The following is a 19,880-nucleotide window of genomic DNA, read 5'->3' as shown; positions in this document are numbered from 1 at the left end:
GGCGCACGGTGGATGCCTTGGCACTAGGAGCCGATGAAGGACGGGACTAACACCGATATGCTTCGGGGAGCTGTAAGTAAGCTTTGATCCGGAGATTTCCGAATGGGGAAACCCAATATCTTTAATAGGATATTACCTTTAAGTGAATCCATAGCTTAAAGGAGGTAGACGCAGAGAACTGAAACATCTAAGTACCTGCAGGAAGAGAAAGAAAAATCGATTCCCTGAGTAGCGGCGAGCGAAACGGGACCAGCCCAAACCAAGATGCTTGCATCTTGGGGTTGTAGGACTCCGATGTGGGAGCAAGCAAGATAGCCGAATGACTTGGAAAGGTCAGCTAAAGAGGGTGAAAGCCCCGTAGGTGAAATGTTGTAAGCCCCTAGGAGGATCCTGAGTACGGCGGAACACGAGGAATTCCGTCGGAATCCGGGAGGACCATCTCCCAAGGCTAAATACTCCCTAGTGACCGATAGTGAACCAGTACCGTGAGGGAAAGGTGAAAAGCACCCCGGGAGGGGAGTGAAATAGAACCTGAAACCGTGTGCCTACAACAAGTTAGAGCCCGTTAATGGGTGATAGCGTGCCTTTTGTAGAATGAACCGGCGAGTTACGATTGCATGCGAGGTTAAGTTGAAGAGACGGAGCCGTAGCGAAAGCGAGTCTGAATAGGGCGAGTGAGTATGTAGTCGTAGACCCGAAACCATGTGATCTACCCATGTCCAGGTTGAAGGTGCGGTAAAACGCACTGGAGGACCGAACCAGGACACGTTGAAAAGTGTTTGGATGAGGTGTGGGTAGCGGAGAAATTCCAAACGAACTTGGAGATAGCTGGTTCTCTCCGAAATAGCTTTAGGGCTAGCCTCGGAAGTGAGAATGATGGAGGTAGAGCACTGTTTGGACTAGGGGCCCATCTCGGGTTACCGAATTCAGATAAACTCCGAATGCCATTCATTTATATCCGGGAGTCAGACTGCGAGTGATAAGATCCGTAGTCGAAAGGGAAACAGCCCAGACCACCAGCTAAGGTCCCCAAATGTATGTTAAGTGGAAAAGGATGTGGGGTTGCACAGACAACTAGGATGTTGGCTTAGAAGCAGCCACCATTTAAAGAGTGCGTAATAGCTCACTAGTCGAGTGACCCTGCGCCGAAAATGTACCGGGGCTAAACATACTACCGAAGCTGTGGATTGCACTTAGGTGCAATGGTAGGAGAGCGTTCTAAGGGCGTTGAAGGTAGATCGTGAGGACTGCTGGAGCGCTTAGAAGTGAGAATGCCGGTATGAGTAGCGAAAGACAGGTGAGAATCCTGTCCACCGAATAACTAAGGTTTCCTGGGGAAGGCTCGTCCGCCCAGGGTTAGTCGGGACCTAAGCCGAGGCCGACAGGCGTAGGCGATGGACAACAGGTTGATATTCCTGTACTCGTTGTTTTTGTTTGAGCAATGGAGGGACGCAGGAGGCTAGGAAGAGCAAACAGTTGGAAAAGTTTGTCTAAGCAGTAAGTCTTGTGATGAGTCAAATGCTTGTCACTATAAGGATGAGCTGTGATGGGGAGGTTGATTAAGATCGACCGAGCTTCTGATGTCACACTGCCAAGAAAAGCTTCTAGTGAGAAAACAACGACCCGTACCGCAAACCGACACAGGTAGTTGAGGAGAGAATCCTAAGGTGAGCGAGAGAACTCTCGTTAAGGAACTCGGCAAAATGACCCCGTAACTTCGGGAGAAGGGGTGCTGCTCTATGAGCAGCCGCAGTGAATAGGCCCAAGCGACTGTTTATCAAAAACACAGGTCTCTGCAAAATCGTAAGATGAAGTATAGGGGCTGACGCCTGCCCGGTGCTGGAAGGTTAAGAGGAGTGCTTAGCGCAAGCGAAGGTACGAATTGAAGCCCCAGTAAACGGCGGCCGTAACTATAACGGTCCTAAGGTAGCGAAATTCCTTGTCGGGTAAGTTCCGACCCGCACGAAAGGCGTAACGATTTGGGCACTGTCTCAACGAGAGACTCGGTGAAATTTTAGTACCTGTGAAGATGCAGGTTACCCGCGACAGGACGGAAAGACCCCATGGAGCTTTACTGTAGTTTGATATTGAGTGTCTGTACCGCATGTACAGGATAGGTAGGAGCCGTAGAAGCCGGGACGCCAGTTTCGGCAGAGGCGCTGGTGGGATACTACTCTTGCGTTATGGCCACTCTAACCCGCACCACTGATCGTGGTGGGAGACAGTGTCAGATGGGCAGTTTGACTGGGGCGGTCGCCTCCTAAAAGGTAACGGAGGCGCCCAAAGGTTCCCTCAGAATGGTTGGAAATCATTCGAAGAGTGTAAAGGCAGAAGGGAGCTTGACTGCGAGAGCTACAACTCGAGCAGGGACGAAAGTCGGGCTTAGTGATCCGGTGGTTCCGCATGGAAGGGCCATCGCTCAACGGATAAAAGCTACCCTGGGGATAACAGGCTTATCTCCCCCAAGAGTCCACATCGACGGGGAGGTTTGGCACCTCGATGTCGGCTCGTCGCATCCTGGGGCTGTAGTCGGTCCCAAGGGTTGGGCTGTTCGCCCATTAAAGCGGCACGCGAGCTGGGTTCAGAACGTCGTGAGACAGTTCGGTCCCTATCCGTCGCGGGCGTTGGAAATTTGAGAGGAGCTGTCCTTAGTACGAGAGGACCGGGATGGACTTACCGCTGGTGTACCAGTTGTCTCGCCAGAGGCATCGCTGGGTAGCTATGTAGGGAAGGGATAAACGCTGAAAGCATCTAAGTGTGAAGCCCACCTCAAGATGAGATTTCCCATTTCTTTAAGAAAGTAAGATCCCTGAGAGATGATCAGGTAGATAGGTCAGAAGTGGAAGTATAGTGATATATGGAGCGGACTGATACTAATCGATCGAGGACTTAACCAAAAAAATCGGTAGATTGATAATCTTCAAATCCAGTTTTGAGTGAAGCAATTTACTCAATAAAAAGTGTGGTGGCGATAGCAAGAAGGATACACCTGTTCCCATGCCGAACACAGAAGTTAAGCTTCTTAGCGCCGATTGTAGTTGGGGGTTTCCCCCTGTGAGAGTAGGACGTCGCCACGCAAGGTAAAGCTAGTTCGTTTGAGCTAGCTTTTTTTGTATAAAAGATGTGAAGTAGCTTGCTTAGACATGTGAAAATTCGAGTGTTACTCTCCATTGAGAAAATCAAAAAAGAGTTGAGATTTTCCCAATGGAGAGGCGAATTTTCGGCATGTCTAGCTACTGAACACAGATTGCTCCAAGGATGTGATGTGACTGGTCAGCCGCAAGCGGATAAGCTTTCCAGCATGACAGGAAAGTCAAGTAGATTAAAAGACTTTCCTAGACATGCTGGCTTATACGCCGAGAGGCTAGTCGCAGAGCACAGATTGTTTAAAGGATGTCTAACGACTCGCATGGCTACGAGAAAATTTGAGTGTTACTCGCCGGTTGAAAAATGGACGACTTTAAAATTTTTTCAAACGACGAGGCAAATTTTCCGAGTAGCTAGTCGTTAGACACAGATTGCATAAAGGATGTCTAGCAAGTTGGTTAACTACGAGAAAATAAGTACTAGCGAGGTGGAATATCGATTATTTTTGAGAATATTCGACACCACGCTAGCTTATTTTCCGAGTAGTTACTTGCTAGACACAGATTACACTAAGGATGTTTTGTAAGTCGCCAGCTACGAGCAAATAAGTTCCGTTCTGGCAATAAAATCCATCGTTTTAAAGATTTTACTGACAGAACGGCTTATTTGATGAAGTAGCTACTTACAAAACACTGATTACAATAAGGATGTGAAGCGAGTCGCTTAACTCCGTGCAAATAAGCACAGTATGGCAGAAAAATCCGTGGTTTTAAAGATTTTCCTTACCAGACAGGCTAAGCTTGACGGTGATAGAAAAAACATGATAAGCTAGCCAAGTGTAAAGCCTCAGCTTTTATGTATGCCAAAAAAGCTGAGATGTTAAATTGAGAGTGAAAAATAGATTAAAGGATTGAATGAAATTAATGATACGATATAAAGCAATTATCGCTTATGATGGTACTAATTTTAGTGGCTTTCAACGTCAAATAAATGCTAGAACGGTTCAAGAAGAACTGGAAAAAACGCTGACTAAAATGGCGGGTCAAGCAATCATTGTTCATGGTTCTGGGCGAACAGATGCTGGTGTGCATGCACTAGGACAGGTCATCCATTTTGATTTTCCCCATGCCCGTGATTTAGAAAAGATGCGGTTTGCATTGGATACCCAAAGTCCTGAAGATATTGCGGTGATTAAAGTAGAACGAGTTTCCAGTGAATTTCATGCGAGATATGATGTGATAGAAAAAACCTACGAATATCGACTACAAATTCAAAAGCCACGAAGTCCGTTTCGCCGACATTATGCAGCATATTATGCTTATCCTTTATCCATTGAGAAAATTGAGCAAGCCTTACCGGATTTTTTAGGGACGCATGATTTTACTTCCTTTTGTGCGACAGGCAGCTCAGTAGAAGATAAGGTACGTACAGTATATGAGGCAAGCTTAAGATATGATCAGGAAAATGGCGATTTAGTTTTTACCTTTCGTGGGGACGGTTTTTTATATAAAATGATTCGTATTATGGTGGGCACTTTGTTGAAAATTGGCAATGATCGTATGCCTGTGGATGCTATTCCAAAGATTATTGCAGCCAAAAATCGTCAGTTAGCCGGGCCGACTGCTCATCCAGAAGGGCTATATTTAAAAGAGGTCAAGTATGCACCTGTCAGTGAATAAATCGCTATTATAAATATTTAAGGAATCAGTATATCAAAAAAAGCTTAGTCAACAGTCTAGAGCTGTTGACTAAGCTTTTTGCGTTGATAGCGATAAAAGACGAAAAATAGTAAGCCACTACTAATGCTTAAAGTACATCCTAAGAATAGGCCCGGTGGATAGTATTTCAGCACTAAATGGTGTTTGCCTTTAGGGACCTTAATAGCTAGTAATCCCTCTTTAAAAGCAGTAATTGACGTCTTTTTACCATCGATATAGGCATGCCAGCCTTTATCATAGGCAATGGTGGTAAATAGCACCTGCTCTGTTTTGGCATTAAATTGAGCGGTTGCTAAATGTCCTTTGGTTTTAAATTGAACAGTTTGTGTTTTTAGCTGATTGACCGCTTTTTGAAAAGCTTGCGTATCTAAGATTAAGATTTTAGGGGCAATCAATTTAATTTCTTTTTCACCGCTAAAGCTAGTCGTAAATCGTAGCTTGGTAGACTTTGAATAGTTGCCGAGATTATAGTATTGTCCGTTAATATCTATTTGGGTTGTTCGTTTTTGTCCATTAACATCGATAGTTACTTTTGAAGTGCCAATTTTAGCAAAATCAAATGGAAATAGACTCAGATAGGCTTGAGAATTTTTAGGCAGGGTTATTTCCCAAGTAATGGTCTGTTCCAGATTGGCACTTTCCTGTGTAAAGGTAGTGATGCTACCATTTTCATCGACCTGGCTATGCGATTTTTGCACCATCTTAGGTACCATAAATTGATAGTAACGATTATTTTGCTTGGCCAAGGCATTAAATAAATTGGTTTGACTAGTTAAGTTATCATTTTCTGGTAATTGTACATTAAAAATGGTTGGATCAGTCAGCAAACCTAAACCTAAAGCATTGGTATTTTCAAATAGTTGATATTGATTGGCACTTTCTATTTGTTGAAAACCGTATTTTTCTATATCCTGAGTAGCAATATTGTATTTTACATCAAACAAGCTATCCATTAAAAGCGTATTGTTTTGGTAGCGTAAATTTAAATTGGTGCCTCTTGATTGAAAACCTAATTGATGAAGTAGGCTTGAAGCATGGCGATTACGCATAGAAGAAAACATACCGATACCGGCGTAGTTGTAATTGAAGCTATCATTAACCGATACGCCATCGAGATTTTCTAGCCGATAGAAAGAGTTGTTGGCCTTTTTGGTACTATCTACCAAGGTGGCGATGTCTTCATAAGGGCCGGTATATAAAATACGCGAAGCATAGACCCAGTCTTCACGAATGCCTTTGATCATTTGATAACTGTTAATCCCCATTTCACCAATAACAAAGAGCAGTAAGAGTACGGAGATGTAATGTCGCTTACTTGTTTGGCTTAAAGCAAGTAAAAGACTATACGCAGCTAAAAAGAGTATGGTAGCGAATAAAGATATTTGGCTGACATAAGTGTAGCTGCTTGCTGGTTTGAAAAGATAGCTTAAGCTAAAAATGGCTAGCAAGCCTACACCAAGACTTATTTTTAGCATTGGTTTTGTTTCAAAGGCGAGTTCTAAACCATAGCCGGCTAAATATAAAACTAAGAAAGAAAATAAAAAGGCATAGCGAAATAAAAACATATTGGGTGCGTGAAAACCATGCCAAAATAAATTTAACGGCTGTAAGTAAAAGCTAGCAATCAAAATAGCAAAAATAGCGCCATATGCGAGCTTGTTTCGCCAATTTACCTTTAAAGAAACAAAATAGAGTAGACATAGGTATAGACTGAGTACACCGACAAATATAAAAGGAATTGATCCGTATTTTGTCCCATCATAAACACCGATGAAGTTCTTCATAATTAAATCCAGCCAACCCGTTGCTTCGGTTTTAAGCTTGGTAAATGTTGATAAGGTTTCACCATTAGTGCGTAAATCCATAACGGTCGGCAAAACGATAAACATCGAAGCCCCACCACTTAAAAAGGCCGTCACAAAATAAGGGATGATGGCTTTTTTTGTCGCTTTAAAACGAATCAATAGTTGGGCAAAGAAATATAATACGGAGAAAACACCGATCATAAAGGCCATATAAAAATTCGAAATAAATAGTAAAAAATAACTAAAGAATAAAGTTTTATATCGTTGCTTTTCAATGACACGATTAATTCCTAGAATAATTAAGGGTAGATAGATGAAAGCATCTAACCACATGATGATTTCTGAATGGGCAATAGCAAAAGAAAGTAAAGCATAGCAAGTAGCAAGTGCTAACTTTTCTAAGTGCTGTAATTTTCGATAGGAGTGATAGGCAAATACAAAAAAGCTCAAGCCCATCGCACCAATCTTTATCAAGGTTAAAAAGAACAATGCATCCGGCATCAACTGGTTGGGAAAAAATAAAACGAGAGGGGTAAAAATACCTCCAAGATAGTAAGCAGCTAGCGCGAGATAATTTAAACCAATCGAGGCCTGCCAACTATAAAAAAGGCCCTGCTTGCCTAAAAGCATATTTCTAAAACTAGCATGAAAATTAGAAAATTGTGAAAAAGCATCGCTGGCTAAAACGCTACGCTCACTTCCGGGGTAAATCCCATTGAGCAAATAGACCACCATCATGATTATTACTGGCAGCATAAAGCTTAACAATAAATAAATCCAATGAAATTCAAGCCACTCTTTTTGTTCAAGGCTTAAAATTGAACGTTTTTTCAGCATAAATAATTCCTTTCTATGTAAAGATGCTGGCTCTATTTTAGCACAATCCCTATGGAACCAAAACAAAAAAAAGACCAAAACAAAATGTCTTGGTCTTGGAAATTTCGTTATTAATTAAACTCGCTCAACTTTTCCAGATTTCAAAGCACGAGTTGATACCCAAACTTTTTGAGGTTTGCCATCAATTAATACACGAACTTTTTGTAAGTTAGGTTTAACTGTACGTTTTGTAGCGTTCATTGCGTGTGAACGGTTGTTTCCACTTCTAGTTTTACGACCTGTAAAGTAGCAAACTTTTGCCATGTGTTGTTTCCTCCTTTGCCTTGATGTTGGAGCGATTATTTCGTCTCATACCAAATCAATTTATCATAATTATTCTATAAATGCAAGAGAAAAAATGATATTTTATTGACTTTTTTTGTCAAACATTGTAAATTATACAAGGTTAAACTAGAGAAAATCGGAAAATAACCGATTTTCAGTTATGCATTACCTTTTCATTAATTACTAGCTATGATAAAATAGTTTCATGTAGAATTAGGAAAAATGTCCATATATTAAGGAGGCTATATTATGGCTGTGAAAATGAAAACACAAAACGGAATGATTGAAATGACAAATGAGGTCATTGCGACAGTTGTAGGTGGAGCTGCAACAGACGTATTTGGAATTGTGGGCATGGCAAGCAAAAAGCAAATTAAAGACAATATTAATGAAATTTTACGTAAAGAAAACTATGCCAAAGGGGTCGTTGTTCGCCAAGAGGACAATGGCATTGCTGTCGATGTGTATACAATTGTTAGTTATGGCACGAAAATTTCAGAAGTATCACGGAATGTCCAAGAAAAAGTGAAATATAACTTAGAGACAATGTTAGGGGTAACCGCTAATTCAGTGAACGTATTTGTTCAAGGAGTGCGCGTATTACCTGAGTAGACCGTTAATCGGACAAATTATTCAAGGAGGATTTTATCAGTGACAGTAACGAATATTCGCGCTAGCAAGTTCCAAGAGATGGTGCAAGCTGGGGCAACTCGTCTACAAGTAAATGCAGAATATGTAAACTCGCTAAATGTTTTCCCAGTTCCTGATGGGGATACTGGAACCAATATGAATCTAACGATGACATCAGGCGCTAAAGCGGTAAGTGAATCAGCTAGCGAACACGTGGGTGAATTAGCTCGTAGTCTTTCTAAAGGCTTATTGATGGGCGCTCGTGGGAATTCAGGGGTTATCTTATCCCAGTTATTCCGTGGATTTGGTAAGTCAATTGTTGATTTTGAAAGCTTAAATGCAGAACAATTATCGCATGCTTTTACAAACGGGGTAAATACAGCCTATAAAGCAGTGATGAAGCCGGTTGAAGGAACCATTTTAACGGTTGCTCGTATTGGTGCAGAATTCGGTGAACGCAAGGCTAAAGAAACGGACGATTGTATTGCCGTGATGCAAGCGGTAGTAAAAGGGGCAAAACGTGCTTTAGATAAGACACCAGATTTATTGCCAGTCTTAAAAGAAGTTGGCGTAGTAGATAGTGGTGGTCAAGGTTTACTTTTCGTTTATGAAGGCTTTTTAAAGGCATTAACTGGTGAATACGAAGAAGATGAGAGCTTCCAATTAAGTCTGGCTTCAATGGATCAAATGGTCAATGCTGAACATGAGCGTTCAGTACAAGGTCAGCTTGCGACTGAAGACATTCAGTTCGGCTATTGTACAGAAATCATGGTAAAAATTGGCGAAGGTCCAACTGTAGATAGTACCTTTGATTATGATACTTTCCGTAATTATTTAAATGAATTAGGGGATTCTTTATTAGTCGTTAATGACGATGAAATTATTAAAGTCCATGTCCACACCGAACATCCAGGGGAAGTCATGAATTATGGCCAAAAATTTGGTTCATTGATTAAAGTGAAAGTGGATAACATGCGCTTACAGCACGAAACCATTTTAGAACATGACGCTTCCCAAGCAAAAGCAGCACCAAAACCACGCATTCCATTTGGCGTGGTAGCCATTGCTGCCGGTGACGGGGTTAAAGAACTGTTCAAGAGCATGGGGGCAAGCTATGTCATTAGCGGTGGCCAAACCATGAATCCAAGTACAGAAGATATTTTAACCGCAATTAAAGCTATCAATGCTGATCAAGTGATTGTTTTACCAAATAACAAAAATATCTTCATGGCTGCTGAACAAGCTGCTGAGGTTGCTGAGATTCCAGTAGCAGTCGTTCCAAGTAAGACAATTTCTCAAGGGATGGCGGCTTTATTAGCCTTTAACCCAGAAGAAAGCTTGAAGGCCAATCAAGAAGCAATGACTGAAATGTTAGCAAGCGTGGTTAGTGGTTCGATGACACATGCCATCCGCGATACCAATATTGACGGCATCGAAATTACTGAAGGCGACTTTTTAGGCATGGTTGATGGCAAGATTGTTGTCTCAAAACCAGATTCATTGACGGTAGCTTTAGATACGCTAAAAGCGATGATGAATGAGGATACAGAAATCGTAACAATTATCATTGGTGAAGAAGGTAGCCAAGCTCAAGCTGAAGAAATTGAAGCAGCCTTGTTGGCGATAAATGACGAATTAGAAGTTGAAATTCATCAAGGGGATCAACCGGTTTATCCATATCTATTTTCAGCTGAATAAAATCTAATGATTGAAAAGGATGAGGTGGAATTGTCAAAAGTCTGAGCGCTTTTGAGATTTCCACTTCTTTCATTTCTAAGCGAGAATAAAAGGAGGATTGCTTGTGCAGCTAAGTGATGCAGTGACAAATTTGCCTGGTGTTGGGGCTAAACGTGCAGAAAGTTTACAGTCTCTAGGGATAACTACGATTGAACAGCTTCTGACGCATTATCCATTTCGCTATGAAGATATCAAGGCGCGCGCCTTAACGGAAATTCAAGATCAAGAAAAAGTCACCTTGAGAGGGATTGTGGTATCACCAGCTGTGCTCAGTCGATTTGGCTATAAAAAATCGCGCTTACAGTTTCGGATGATGCAAGAGCATGATGTATTTCAAGTTAGCTTTTTTAATCAGCCTTTTTTAAAAGAAAAAATTATCTTATCTGAAGAAATTGCGGTTTATGGTAAATGGGATGCCAAGAAAAAAAGTTTGACTGGTATGAAAATCTTAAGCAGTGGTCAACAAGAAGAATTTGCTCCGATTTATCATGTAAATAAATCTATTCGCCAAACAACGCTCATTCAATTGATTAAAGCCGCTTTAGAAAAATATGGTGATTGGATTGAAGAAAATTTACCCCAGTCCTTATTGCAAAAATATCGGCTGCTTTCACGCAAAGAGGCGATTTATGCGATGCACTTTCCTAAAGATATGCAAGCACATCATCAGGCCAAACGACGCATTATTTTTGAGGAATTTTTTATTTTTCAAATGCAAATTCAAGGGCTAAAATACGCGGAAAAATCCGAAAAGCATGGCTTGATGTTAGCTTACGATAACGATAAGCTAAAAGCCTTCATTGCGCAATTGCCATTTGAGTTAACAGCTGCGCAAAAACGAGTGACTAATGAGATTTGTCGCGATATGCTGAGCAAAAAGCATATGCAGCGTCTCTTACAAGGGGATGTTGGTAGTGGAAAAACGGTGGTTGCTGCTATTTGTATGTATGCAGCGGTAACAGCTGGCTTTCAAAGTGCGTTAATGGTACCAACTGAAATTTTAGCTCAACAGCATTATCAAAGTCTACAACAATTGTTTGCCAATACCCCAGTGAAGATAGCTCTACTCACTGGCTCCACTAAAGCCAAAGAGCGCGAGCAGCTATTGCCACAATTAAAAGCCGGCGAAATAGATATCATTGTGGGTACGCATGCTTTAATTCAAGATGAGGTTGATTTTTCTCATTTAGGGTTAGTCATTACCGATGAACAGCATCGTTTTGGGGTGAATCAACGGAAAATTTTGCGTGAAAAAGGTTGGCGACCAGATGTCCTATTTATGACCGCCACACCGATTCCAAGAACCCTAGCGATTACAGCTTATGGTGAAATGGATGTGTCAATCATTGATGAATTACCAGCTGGCCGTATTCCGATTGAAACACGCTGGGTCTTGCCAAAACAACTAACAGCAACCTTAGATTGGGCCAAAAGTGAATTAGCCAAAGGTCACCAGATGTATGTTATCTGTCCCTTGATTGAAGAATCCGAAGCCCTGGATGTCGAAAATGCGCTGAAAATCTATCATGAACTGAGTCAATTTTATGATCCTACTTATCAGGTAGGACTGTTACATGGCCGAATGAAAAACGCCGAAAAAGAAGCAATCATGCAACAGTTTAAAGAAAAAGAACTGCAAATTTTAGTTTCCACCACGGTAATCGAGGTTGGCGTGAACGTCCCTAATGCGACGATTATGCTTATCATCGATGCCGATCGCTTTGGGCTAGCTCAGCTCCATCAGTTACGTGGTCGCGTCGGTCGAGGTTCGCAAGCTTCTTATTGTATTTTATTAGCCAACCCTAAAAATGAAATGGGCAAAGAGCGCATGAAAATCATGACGGAAACCAATAATGGTTTTGTGCTTAGTGAAAAAGATTTGGCCTTGCGTGGACCGGGGGAGGTTTTTGGGCAACGTCAATCGGGGATTCCTTTATTTGGTTTTGCTGACATCGTCAATGATGCTCATATTTTAGAGGTAGCACAACAAGAAGCCCAAGCAATTTGGCAAATTAATGATTGGCAAGTGTTACCTGAATATGCACCGATTCAAGCATACATCAATGCAGTTCAACCGAATGAACGGTTCTTTGATTGAGTTTAAGGACAAATTGAGTTATCATAATGAAGGTTGATTTGTTGAATTTGTCGTTTCATTCAGCAATCAAACACTAGCATTCATTAGACTGAGGTTATCCAATCAATCATTAGTGATGAATTTTTATAAAGACAGAATAATTATATTAAAGGAAGTGTAGATCATGCGAATTGCTGTAGATGCAATGGGGGGAGATTTTGCACCTCAAGCGATGGTAGAAGGAGTTATGCTGGCTAAAAAAGAGTTTCCGGAGATTGAATTTCAATTATACGGAAAAGAAGCCGAAATTAGAAAATATTTAACCGATGAAACAAATATTACAATCATTCATACCGATGAAAAAATCAACAGTGAGGATGAACCAGTTAAAGCAATCCGTCGTAAAAAACAAGCCTCAATGGTTCTAGCTGCTCAGGCGGTAAAAGATGGAAGCGCAGATGCCTTATTTTCAGCAGGAAATACTGGGGCATTATTAGCAGCCGGCTTATTTATTGTTGGTCGGATTAAAGGCATTGAACGCCCAGGCTTGATGTCTACTTTACCGGTAATTGGTACAGAGAAAGGGTTTGACATGCTTGATTTAGGGGCTAATGCTGAAAACAAGCCTGAACATCTATTACAATATGCGATTTTGGGTTCTTACTATGCGAAAAATGTTCGCAAAATTGCGCAACCTAAAGTCGGTCTATTAAATAATGGAACGGAAGAAAGCAAAGGAAACGAGCTTTCTAAAAAGGCCTTCGAGTTATTACAAGCCAATGAAGAAATTCATTTCATCGGTAACGTGGAAGCGCGTGAGTTGTTAGAGGGCCGAGCAGATGTTGTGGTAACAGATGGTTTTACAGGGAATGCTGTCTTAAAATCAATCGAAGGTACAGCTCTTGGAATGATGAAATTACTAAAACAAGCGATTTTATCTTCGGGAATCAAGGGTAAAGTAGGTGCTTTATTATTAAAGGATGGTTTATCTGATTTGAAAGAGCAGATGGATTATGCGAAACATGGCGGAGCTGTTTTATTTGGCTTAAAGGCACCTGTGATTAAAACACATGGGGCAGCGAAAGCTGATGCCGTTGCTGCAACCATTCGTCAAATTCATACTATGCTCGCTTCAGATGTCGTTAATCAACTAGTCGCTCATTTTGAAGGCGAACGCTAATGTTACGCTGATGCAATCTTTGTCATAGAAATGAAAAAATACTAGACAAAACGCTTGCTTATCAGTAAAATTAAGAATGACTATATAGAATAAGTCCCAAACTTGGAGGTGAATGCGAGTGACCCGTGATGAAGTATTTACAAAAGTTGCACAAATTATCGGTTCTCACTTTGACATTGAAGAACAAGAGGTAACAGATCAAACAAATATCAAAAATGATTTAAATGCTGACTCTATTTCCGTGATGGAATTTGTTTTAGACTTAGAAGAAGCATTCGGTACTGAAATCTCAGATGAGGATGCAGAACAAATCGAAACTGTCGGTGCAGCGGTAGATTATATTACCAATCACTTAGCTTAATTGATGAATAAAGGATAGTAAACTGTAGAAAATAGCGATGAATTATAAGCTGTTTTTCTACAGTTTTTTGACAACTTACTGATAGATTTTTTCTATCATTACTATCTAGCTAGTGTGAGCAAGTTGATTGTGTTTTTACTTGCTTTAAGCTAGAATAACACCATACTTAGTTGAAAGGAAATACATACATATGAAAAACATTTTATTTATCGTAGGTTCTTTACGTGAAGGATCATTTAACCATCAATTAGCAGCTAAAGCAGAACAAGCCTTAGCCGGTAAAGCAAACGTTACATATTTAGATTACAAAGAAGTACCAGTGTTTAATCAAGACTTAGAAACACCAGTATTACCATCTGTTGCTAAGGTTCGCGAAGCCATTCAAGCAGCTGATGCTATCTGGATTTTCTCACCAATCTACAACTTTGCAATTCCTGGACCAGTGAAAAACTTATTAGACTGGGCTAGCCGTGCATTAGACTTATCCGATCCAACTGGTCCATCTGCTTTACAAGACAAAGTAGTAACTGTTTCTTCAGTAGCTAATGGAGGACATGAACAATTATTCGAAGCATACCAAGCATTATTACCATTCATCCGTACCAAAGCTGCTGGTGAATTTACTGGCTCTCGTGTGAATGATGAAGCTTGGGCCACTGGCGAATTAGTCTTAACTGATGAAGTACAAGCTAAATTAGCTAAACAAGCTGAAGATTTATTAGCTGCTTTATAATTTGAGTGCTATTTTTAGCCAATAATTTTTAAAACACAAAACTGAAACAAAGAAGGTAGCCTGCTTTTTATGCTTAGCTAAGCTACTGCCTTTGTTTCAGTTTTTTTGTTGATTGTTCGGATGGAATATTCGCCAATTTCTATGCTTTAAAATTGGTATGAAAACAAGTATAATAAGAATGTATGTCTTTTATACAATCTAAAACAAAGGAATGTTGATAATGGAACATCGACTGATAGCAAATCTAAAAGAAAACTATCAAATTATATTTAATAACATCAGCCTATTAGAGCAGGCTTTTACACATTCGTCTTATGTGAATGAGCATCGCAATTTACACATCTCTGATAATGAACGTTTGGAGTTTTTAGGTGATGCGGTGTTGGAATTATTGGTTTCACGTTTTCTATTTCAAACTTATCCCAATGTTTCAGAAGGAAAATTAACCAAGCTACGTGCAGCAATTGTTCGAGAAGATTCATTAGCTAGCTTTGCAAAAGAGTGTGAATTCGACCAATTTATCCGTTTAGGTAAAGGAGAAGAAAACTCTGGTGGTCGAAAACGCGCTTCTTTACTTTGCGATTTATTTGAATCATTTTTAGGCGCGGTTTATTTAGACCAAGGATTAGAAGTTGTTGAAGGCTTTTTAGCTCAGGTAATTTTTCCAAAAGTAATTGCAGGTGCTTTTTCACATGAGATGGATCATAAAACACGTTTACAAGAGGTATTACAAAAAGCTGGCGATGTTAATATTGATTATCGCCTAGTCAAAGAAGAAGGCCCCGCCCATGATCGTCATTTTTGGACTGAAGTTTACTGTGACGAAGTGTTAATCGGTCAAGGAACTGGTCGTTCTAAAAAAATGGCTGAACAAGCGGCGGCATCAGATGCTTTACAACGATTAGAAAAGTAAGTGAGGAAAAAATGTGTATTTAAAACGGATTGAAATTTCAGGATTCAAATCCTTTGCCAATCGAACCGTCATTCATTTTGAAAAAAATGTGACAGCTATCGTTGGGCCTAATGGTAGTGGCAAGAGTAATACCACCGAGGCAATTCGTTGGGTGCTAGGTGAACAATCAGCTAAAAACTTGCGCGGTGGCAAGATGCCAGATATTATTTTTGCTGGTTCAGATACCAGAAAGCCTTTGAATGTTGCAGAAGTTACGATGGTTTTAGATAATACGGATCGTTATCTGCCTTTAGATTATGCTGAAGTGAGTGTGACTAGACGCTTATATCGCTCAGGCGAAAGTGAATTCTATTTAAATAAACAGCATTGTCGCTTGCGAGATATTCAAGAATTGTTTATGGATTCTGGCTTGGGGCGAGAATCGTTTTCGATTATCTCCCAAGGAAAGGTTGAAGCGATTTTTAGTAGCAAGGCTGAAGATCGTCGAGGCATTTTTGAAGAGGCTGCTGGGGTTTTAAAATATAAGCAACGTAAAAAGCAAGCGGAGCAAAAATTATTTGAAACCGAGGATAATCTCAATCGGTTAGAAGATATTATCTATGAGTTAAATGAACAGCTACAACCTTTAGCTAAACAACGCGATAAAGCCCAACGTTACTTGACCTTAAAAGAACAGCTAACCAAGGTGGATGTGGCTTTTGTTGTGGAAGAGATGAAAAAAGCTAAGGTAAGCTGGGAAGAAGAAAAGGGTCAATTAGCTGATTTACAGAGTGTTTTAGCCCAGTTATCGACTAAGCTGAATCAAACTGAAAATCAATTAGTTGAGTTACGTCAAAAACGTAGCCAGCTTGATGAAGGTCTAGAAGAGTTGAACCAACAACATTTACATCTGGTAGAAGCCTTAAAGCAAGCGGAAGGGAAAAAAGCGGTATTACAGGAGCGGTCTAAAAATACCCAAAAGAGTGCCCAAGAATACCAAGAAAACTTAATTCAGGTTGAAAATCAGCTTGAACAGTTAGAAAGCTATCAACAACAATTAATTACTGAGCTATCGCAGAAGAATCAAACGTATCAAGAGTTGGAAAAAGCGATTGCGCAGACAAAAGAAATGCTGCAAAAATATCAACGCTCGACTAAGGAAATTATTGAAGAGCTGCGCCATCAATATGTTGAAAAACTACAAGAACAAACCAATCTCAATAATGATTTAAAGTATATTCAACGTCAAAAAGAGCAAGATTTACAAAAAAATGAGGCGACGCTTTCGCAGCAATCAGCGCTAAGCAGTCAACTAGCTCAAGCGAACAGTCAAAAACAAGCATTCATGCAACAATTAGCTGAGCAAAATGAAAGCATTGATCAGTATCAAGCAGCAGTGAATGCCCAAAAAACACGTGAGCATCAGTTACAAGAGCAATTAAAAAAAGCCCAACAAATGATGTATCATTTGATGAATGAATCTCAGCAAATTAAGGCCAGACGTAAAACCTTGCAGGATTTACAAGAGAATTATACTGGCTTTTACCAAGGGGTTCGGCAGGTTTTACAACATAAAGCTCAGCTTGGAGGTATTTTAGGTGCGGTTGCCGAGCTAATTGAGGTCGATAGACTGTATGCCTTGGCTATTGAAACAGCCTTAGGAGCGAGTGCCCAACATATTATCGTTCAAGATGAAGCAGCTGGTCGTAAAGGCATTACTTTCTTAAAACAAAATCGTGCAGGGCGGGCAACCTTTTTACCATTGAGTACGATTCAGCCTCGCAAACTACCTGAGTATACCGAACAGCAACTACAAACGATGACCGGCTTTATAGGCGTGGCAAGTAATCTGGTGCGCCATAACGACGAGATTACCGCCATTGTTGAAAACTTACTAGGCACAACCTTGATTGCTGAAGATTTGGCTAGTGCCAACCAGATTGCCAAAGCCTTACAATATCGCTATCGAGTCGTTTCTTTAGAAGGCGATGTGATGAATGCGGGGGGATCAATGACCGGGGGTGCAAATAAAAAAGGCAACCAAGCGAGTTTATTGGGTCATCAAGGGGAACTTACGCAATTAATCGAAAAAGAGCAAGCCACTCAAGAGAAATTACTTCAGGCTGAAAATCAAGTAGCACAACTAACCAAGGCTCTAGAAGCGCAACGGCAAAGTATTGAACAGCAACGTCAACACTTGGAACAATTGCGTCTTGAAGTACAAACCACCCAACACCAAGTCGATAGTCAGCAAGCACTCTTACAACGCTTGCAGCAAGAACAAGCCAGCTTTGAAAGTGAAAATGCGGCCTTGAATACGCTACTAGCTGATTATGATAGCCAGTTGCAAACCAAAACTGCGCAGCTACAAACCTTAAATAGTACATTAAGTAAAATTCAGGCAGAGATGGAGCATTTAAATACGCAGGCTGATGTCATTGAAGAAAAAAGGGTGCATTATCAAGAGTTATTGGCTAAGCAAAATGAACAATTTGCCGTAGCGAAGGAACAAATCGCGCATTTAAAGGATCGCTTTACTGCTAACAAGCTGGCCTTAGAAGAAGCAACTCAACGCCAAGAGCAGCTGAAACAGCACTTAGCCAGCTTGGATGCTGATGTTTATGATCATGGCTTAGATGAAGAATCATTAGAAAAGCAGGTTACGCAATTAAATGAGCATAAGCTAGCGATGCAAGAAAAAATGCAAGCAACGCGTGAACAACGTTATCAAACACAAGGTGACATTACTCGCTTAGATGAGCAAGCCACTCAGTTAAACCAAGAACAAAAGGCCAAAATGGCAGCAATCACGCGTATCGAAGTTGAGCTCAATCGTTCAGAAATCTTATTGGACAATCGATTAGCTTACTTACAAGAAGAGTATAAATTAACCTTTGAGGCCGCTTGTGCGCAAGCCATTACTTTAACTGACTTAGATCAGGCCAAAGAAGAAATTTATACCTTGAAAAAAGAGATTGAACAATTAGGCCCAATTAATTTAGAGGCTATTGAGCAATATAGCCAGGTTCATGAACGCCATAGCTTTTTAAGTGGGCAAAGAGATGATTTATTACAAGCCAAAGCCCAATTATTTGAAACGATGGATGAAATGGATCAAGAAGTCCAAACTCGTTTTAAAGAAGTCTTTGATGAGATTGCCCACCAATTTGAGCAGGTTTTTCCAAATATGTTTGGTGGTGGACGGGCAAGATTATATCTAACTGATCCTAACGATTTATTACACACTGGTATTGAAATCGAGGCCCAACCACCAGGCAAACGCTTAAAAAATCTGAACCTGCTTTCTGGTGGGGAACGGACTTTAACCGCAATTGCCTTACTATTTTCAATTATTCAAGTGCGGCCAGTTCCGTTTTGTGTCCTTGATGAGGTTGAGGCGGCCTTAGATGAAGCCAATGTATTACGTTTTGGTAAATATTTACAAAGTTATCAAGAGGATACCCAATTTATCGTCGTTACTCACCGCAAAGGAACGATGGAAGCAGCTGATGTATTATATGGGGTAACGATGGAAGAATCTGGCGTATCGAAGGTGATTTCTGTTCGCTTAGAAGAAATCACAGAAGGTGGGAATATTCACCGTCAAGATACAACAAAGTAGGGGGAATTTTTCATGATTCGATTAATTGCGATTGATTTAGATGGGACTTTACTCACTGATGATAAACGCATTTCCGCAAGAAATAAACAAGTACTACAACAAGCTAAAGCAAAAGGAATTAAGGTTGTCTTATGTACAGGCCGACCACTTGCAGCAATTACGCCTTTTGTTGAAGAATTGGGATTAAATCAAGCCGGGGATTACAGTATTACCTTTAATGGGGGACTTGTGCAAAAAAATGATACCGGTGAAATCTTAAGTAAATCGACTTTACCTTATGAAGACATTCAACGATTAATCGGTTTAATGCAGTCATTAGACTTACCACTAGATGTTTTATCTGAAGAGGTGGTTTTACAATTACCAACCTCAACGAATTATCAATCAATCTATGCGGAATTAAACAAGCTATTAACCTTTCAACCAACTACGCTGGATGGTTTAAAAAAGGATGGTTTATACAATAAAGTAGTAGTTGCCTATCATCAAGCATACTTAGATCAACAGATTGCTAAGATTCCAGAGAGCTATCGCGAAGATTATGAGGTCATCAAAACGAGAAGCAACTTACTTGAATTCATGCCTAAAGGAGTAACCAAAGCTTTTGGCGTGGCCTTTTTAGCGGATTACCTAAAGCTTTCTCCAGCAGAAATCATGTGTATTGGCGATGAAGAAAACGACCTATCCATGATTGAATATGCCGGTATGGGCGTGGCCATGGCTAATGCGGTGGATGCAGTCAAACAAGCTGCTGATGTCATTACTTTATCCAATCAAGAAGATGGGGTAGCTGAAGTCGTAGAAAAATATGCCTTATAATTTGAAGGCTAAGGTATCAAAAAATGATGCAAAACCTTAAATAAAAGACAGGTGGGAT

At 40.4% G+C, this 19,880-nt stretch carries 12 protein-coding genes and 2 rRNA genes; 12 read left to right on the top strand and 2 right to left on the bottom strand.

Annotation, left to right across the window (positions count from 1 at the left end; translation table 11 throughout):
* The 3 genes from RK02_RS07360 (at position 1) to truA (ending at position 4,766) form a co-directional block, all read left to right on the top strand.
* Positions 1-2,891 (top strand): 23S ribosomal RNA (locus tag RK02_RS07360).
* A gap of 70 nt (positions 2,892-2,961) precedes the next feature.
* Positions 2,962-3,077: ribosomal RNA gene (gene rrf, locus RK02_RS07355) — 5S ribosomal RNA — on the top strand.
* A 933-nt stretch (positions 3,078-4,010) separates the two neighbouring features.
* Complete coding sequence (truA, locus tag RK02_RS07345) at positions 4,011-4,766, top strand: tRNA pseudouridine(38-40) synthase TruA (RefSeq protein WP_018451639.1); 756 nt, start codon at positions 4,011-4,013, stop codon at positions 4,764-4,766.
* A 56-nt stretch (positions 4,767-4,822) separates the two neighbouring features.
* Here the strand turns inward: truA and RK02_RS07340 are convergent, their stop codons facing one another.
* Together RK02_RS07340 and rpmB are read right to left on the bottom strand one after the other, a co-directional pair.
* On the bottom strand, positions 4,823-7,447 hold the full coding sequence (locus tag RK02_RS07340; protein WP_016183625.1) for a YfhO family protein: 2,625 nt from the start codon (positions 7,445-7,447) through the stop codon (positions 4,823-4,825).
* 114 nt (positions 7,448-7,561) lie between these two features.
* Positions 7,562-7,750, bottom strand: coding sequence for a 50S ribosomal protein L28 (rpmB, locus tag RK02_RS07335; RefSeq protein ID WP_016183624.1), 189 nt, complete (start codon positions 7,748-7,750; stop codon positions 7,562-7,564).
* Positions 7,751-8,020: 270 nt separating this feature from the next.
* On the opposite strand from rpmB, the gene RK02_RS07330 reads away from it, so the two are divergent.
* The 9 genes from RK02_RS07330 (at position 8,021) to RK02_RS07290 (ending at position 19,822) form a co-directional block, all read left to right on the top strand.
* Positions 8,021-8,383, top strand: coding sequence for an Asp23/Gls24 family envelope stress response protein (locus RK02_RS07330; RefSeq protein WP_016183623.1), 363 nt, complete (start codon positions 8,021-8,023; stop codon positions 8,381-8,383).
* 39 nt (positions 8,384-8,422) lie between these two features.
* Positions 8,423-10,099, top strand: coding sequence for a DAK2 domain-containing protein (locus tag RK02_RS07325; RefSeq protein ID WP_016183622.1), 1,677 nt, complete (start codon positions 8,423-8,425; stop codon positions 10,097-10,099).
* Positions 10,100-10,202: 103 nt separating this feature from the next.
* Complete coding sequence (recG, locus tag RK02_RS07320; protein ID WP_016183621.1) at positions 10,203-12,236, top strand: ATP-dependent DNA helicase RecG; 2,034 nt, start codon at positions 10,203-10,205, stop codon at positions 12,234-12,236.
* 163 nt (positions 12,237-12,399) lie between these two features.
* Positions 12,400-13,395: a phosphate acyltransferase PlsX gene (gene plsX / locus RK02_RS07315; protein WP_016183620.1), complete on the top strand. Its 996-nt coding sequence runs from the start codon at positions 12,400-12,402 to the stop codon at positions 13,393-13,395.
* Positions 13,396-13,513: 118 nt separating this feature from the next.
* A complete protein-coding gene (acpP, locus tag RK02_RS07310; protein ID WP_016183619.1) occupies positions 13,514-13,756 on the top strand; it encodes an acyl carrier protein in 243 nt (80 codons plus the stop codon).
* Between the two features lie 190 nt (positions 13,757-13,946).
* On the top strand, positions 13,947-14,489 hold the full coding sequence (locus tag RK02_RS07305; RefSeq protein ID WP_016183618.1) for an NADPH-dependent FMN reductase: 543 nt from the start codon (positions 13,947-13,949) through the stop codon (positions 14,487-14,489).
* Between the two features lie 220 nt (positions 14,490-14,709).
* Positions 14,710-15,402, top strand: coding sequence for a ribonuclease III (gene rnc / locus RK02_RS07300; protein WP_016183617.1), 693 nt, complete (start codon positions 14,710-14,712; stop codon positions 15,400-15,402).
* Between the two features lie 13 nt (positions 15,403-15,415).
* Positions 15,416-19,003 carry a chromosome segregation protein SMC gene (gene smc / locus RK02_RS07295; protein WP_016183616.1) on the top strand — a complete coding sequence of 1,196 codons (3,588 nt, stop codon included), beginning with the start codon at positions 15,416-15,418 and terminating at the stop codon, positions 19,001-19,003.
* A 12-nt stretch (positions 19,004-19,015) separates the two neighbouring features.
* Entirely contained in the window at positions 19,016-19,822 is an 807-nt protein-coding gene (locus RK02_RS07290) for a Cof-type HAD-IIB family hydrolase (protein WP_016183615.1), read from the top strand.
* Positions 19,823-19,880 lie beyond the last annotated feature (58 nt).

It is taken from the genome of Enterococcus columbae DSM 7374 = ATCC 51263, from assembly GCF_000406925.1.
In the GTDB taxonomy this organism is placed as follows: Bacteria; Bacillota; Bacilli; order Lactobacillales; family Enterococcaceae; genus Enterococcus_E; species Enterococcus_E columbae.
The sequence above is the reverse complement of the archived record's forward strand: the minus strand, read 5'-3'. Positions and strand labels throughout refer to the sequence as shown.

Bases quoted from the DNA above. Each gene is read 5' to 3' on its own strand.
- rpmB (WP_016183624.1), bottom strand. From the start codon at position 7,750: ATGGCAAAAGTTTGCTACTTTACAGGTCGTAAAACTAGAAGTGGAAAC.
- RK02_RS07340 (WP_016183625.1), bottom strand. From the start codon at position 7,447: ATGCTGAAAAAACGTTCAATTTTAAGCCTTGAACAAAAAGAGTGGCTT.
- RK02_RS07330 (WP_016183623.1), top strand. From the start codon at position 8,021: ATGGCTGTGAAAATGAAAACACAAAACGGAATGATTGAAATGACAAAT.
- rnc (WP_016183617.1), top strand. From the start codon at position 14,710: ATGGAACATCGACTGATAGCAAATCTAAAAGAAAACTATCAAATTATA.
- RK02_RS07305 (WP_016183618.1), top strand. From the start codon at position 13,947: ATGAAAAACATTTTATTTATCGTAGGTTCTTTACGTGAAGGATCATTT.
- truA (WP_018451639.1), top strand. From the start codon at position 4,011: ATGATACGATATAAAGCAATTATCGCTTATGATGGTACTAATTTTAGT.
- RK02_RS07290 (WP_016183615.1), top strand. From the start codon at position 19,016: ATGATTCGATTAATTGCGATTGATTTAGATGGGACTTTACTCACTGAT.
- plsX (WP_016183620.1), top strand. From the start codon at position 12,400: ATGCGAATTGCTGTAGATGCAATGGGGGGAGATTTTGCACCTCAAGCG.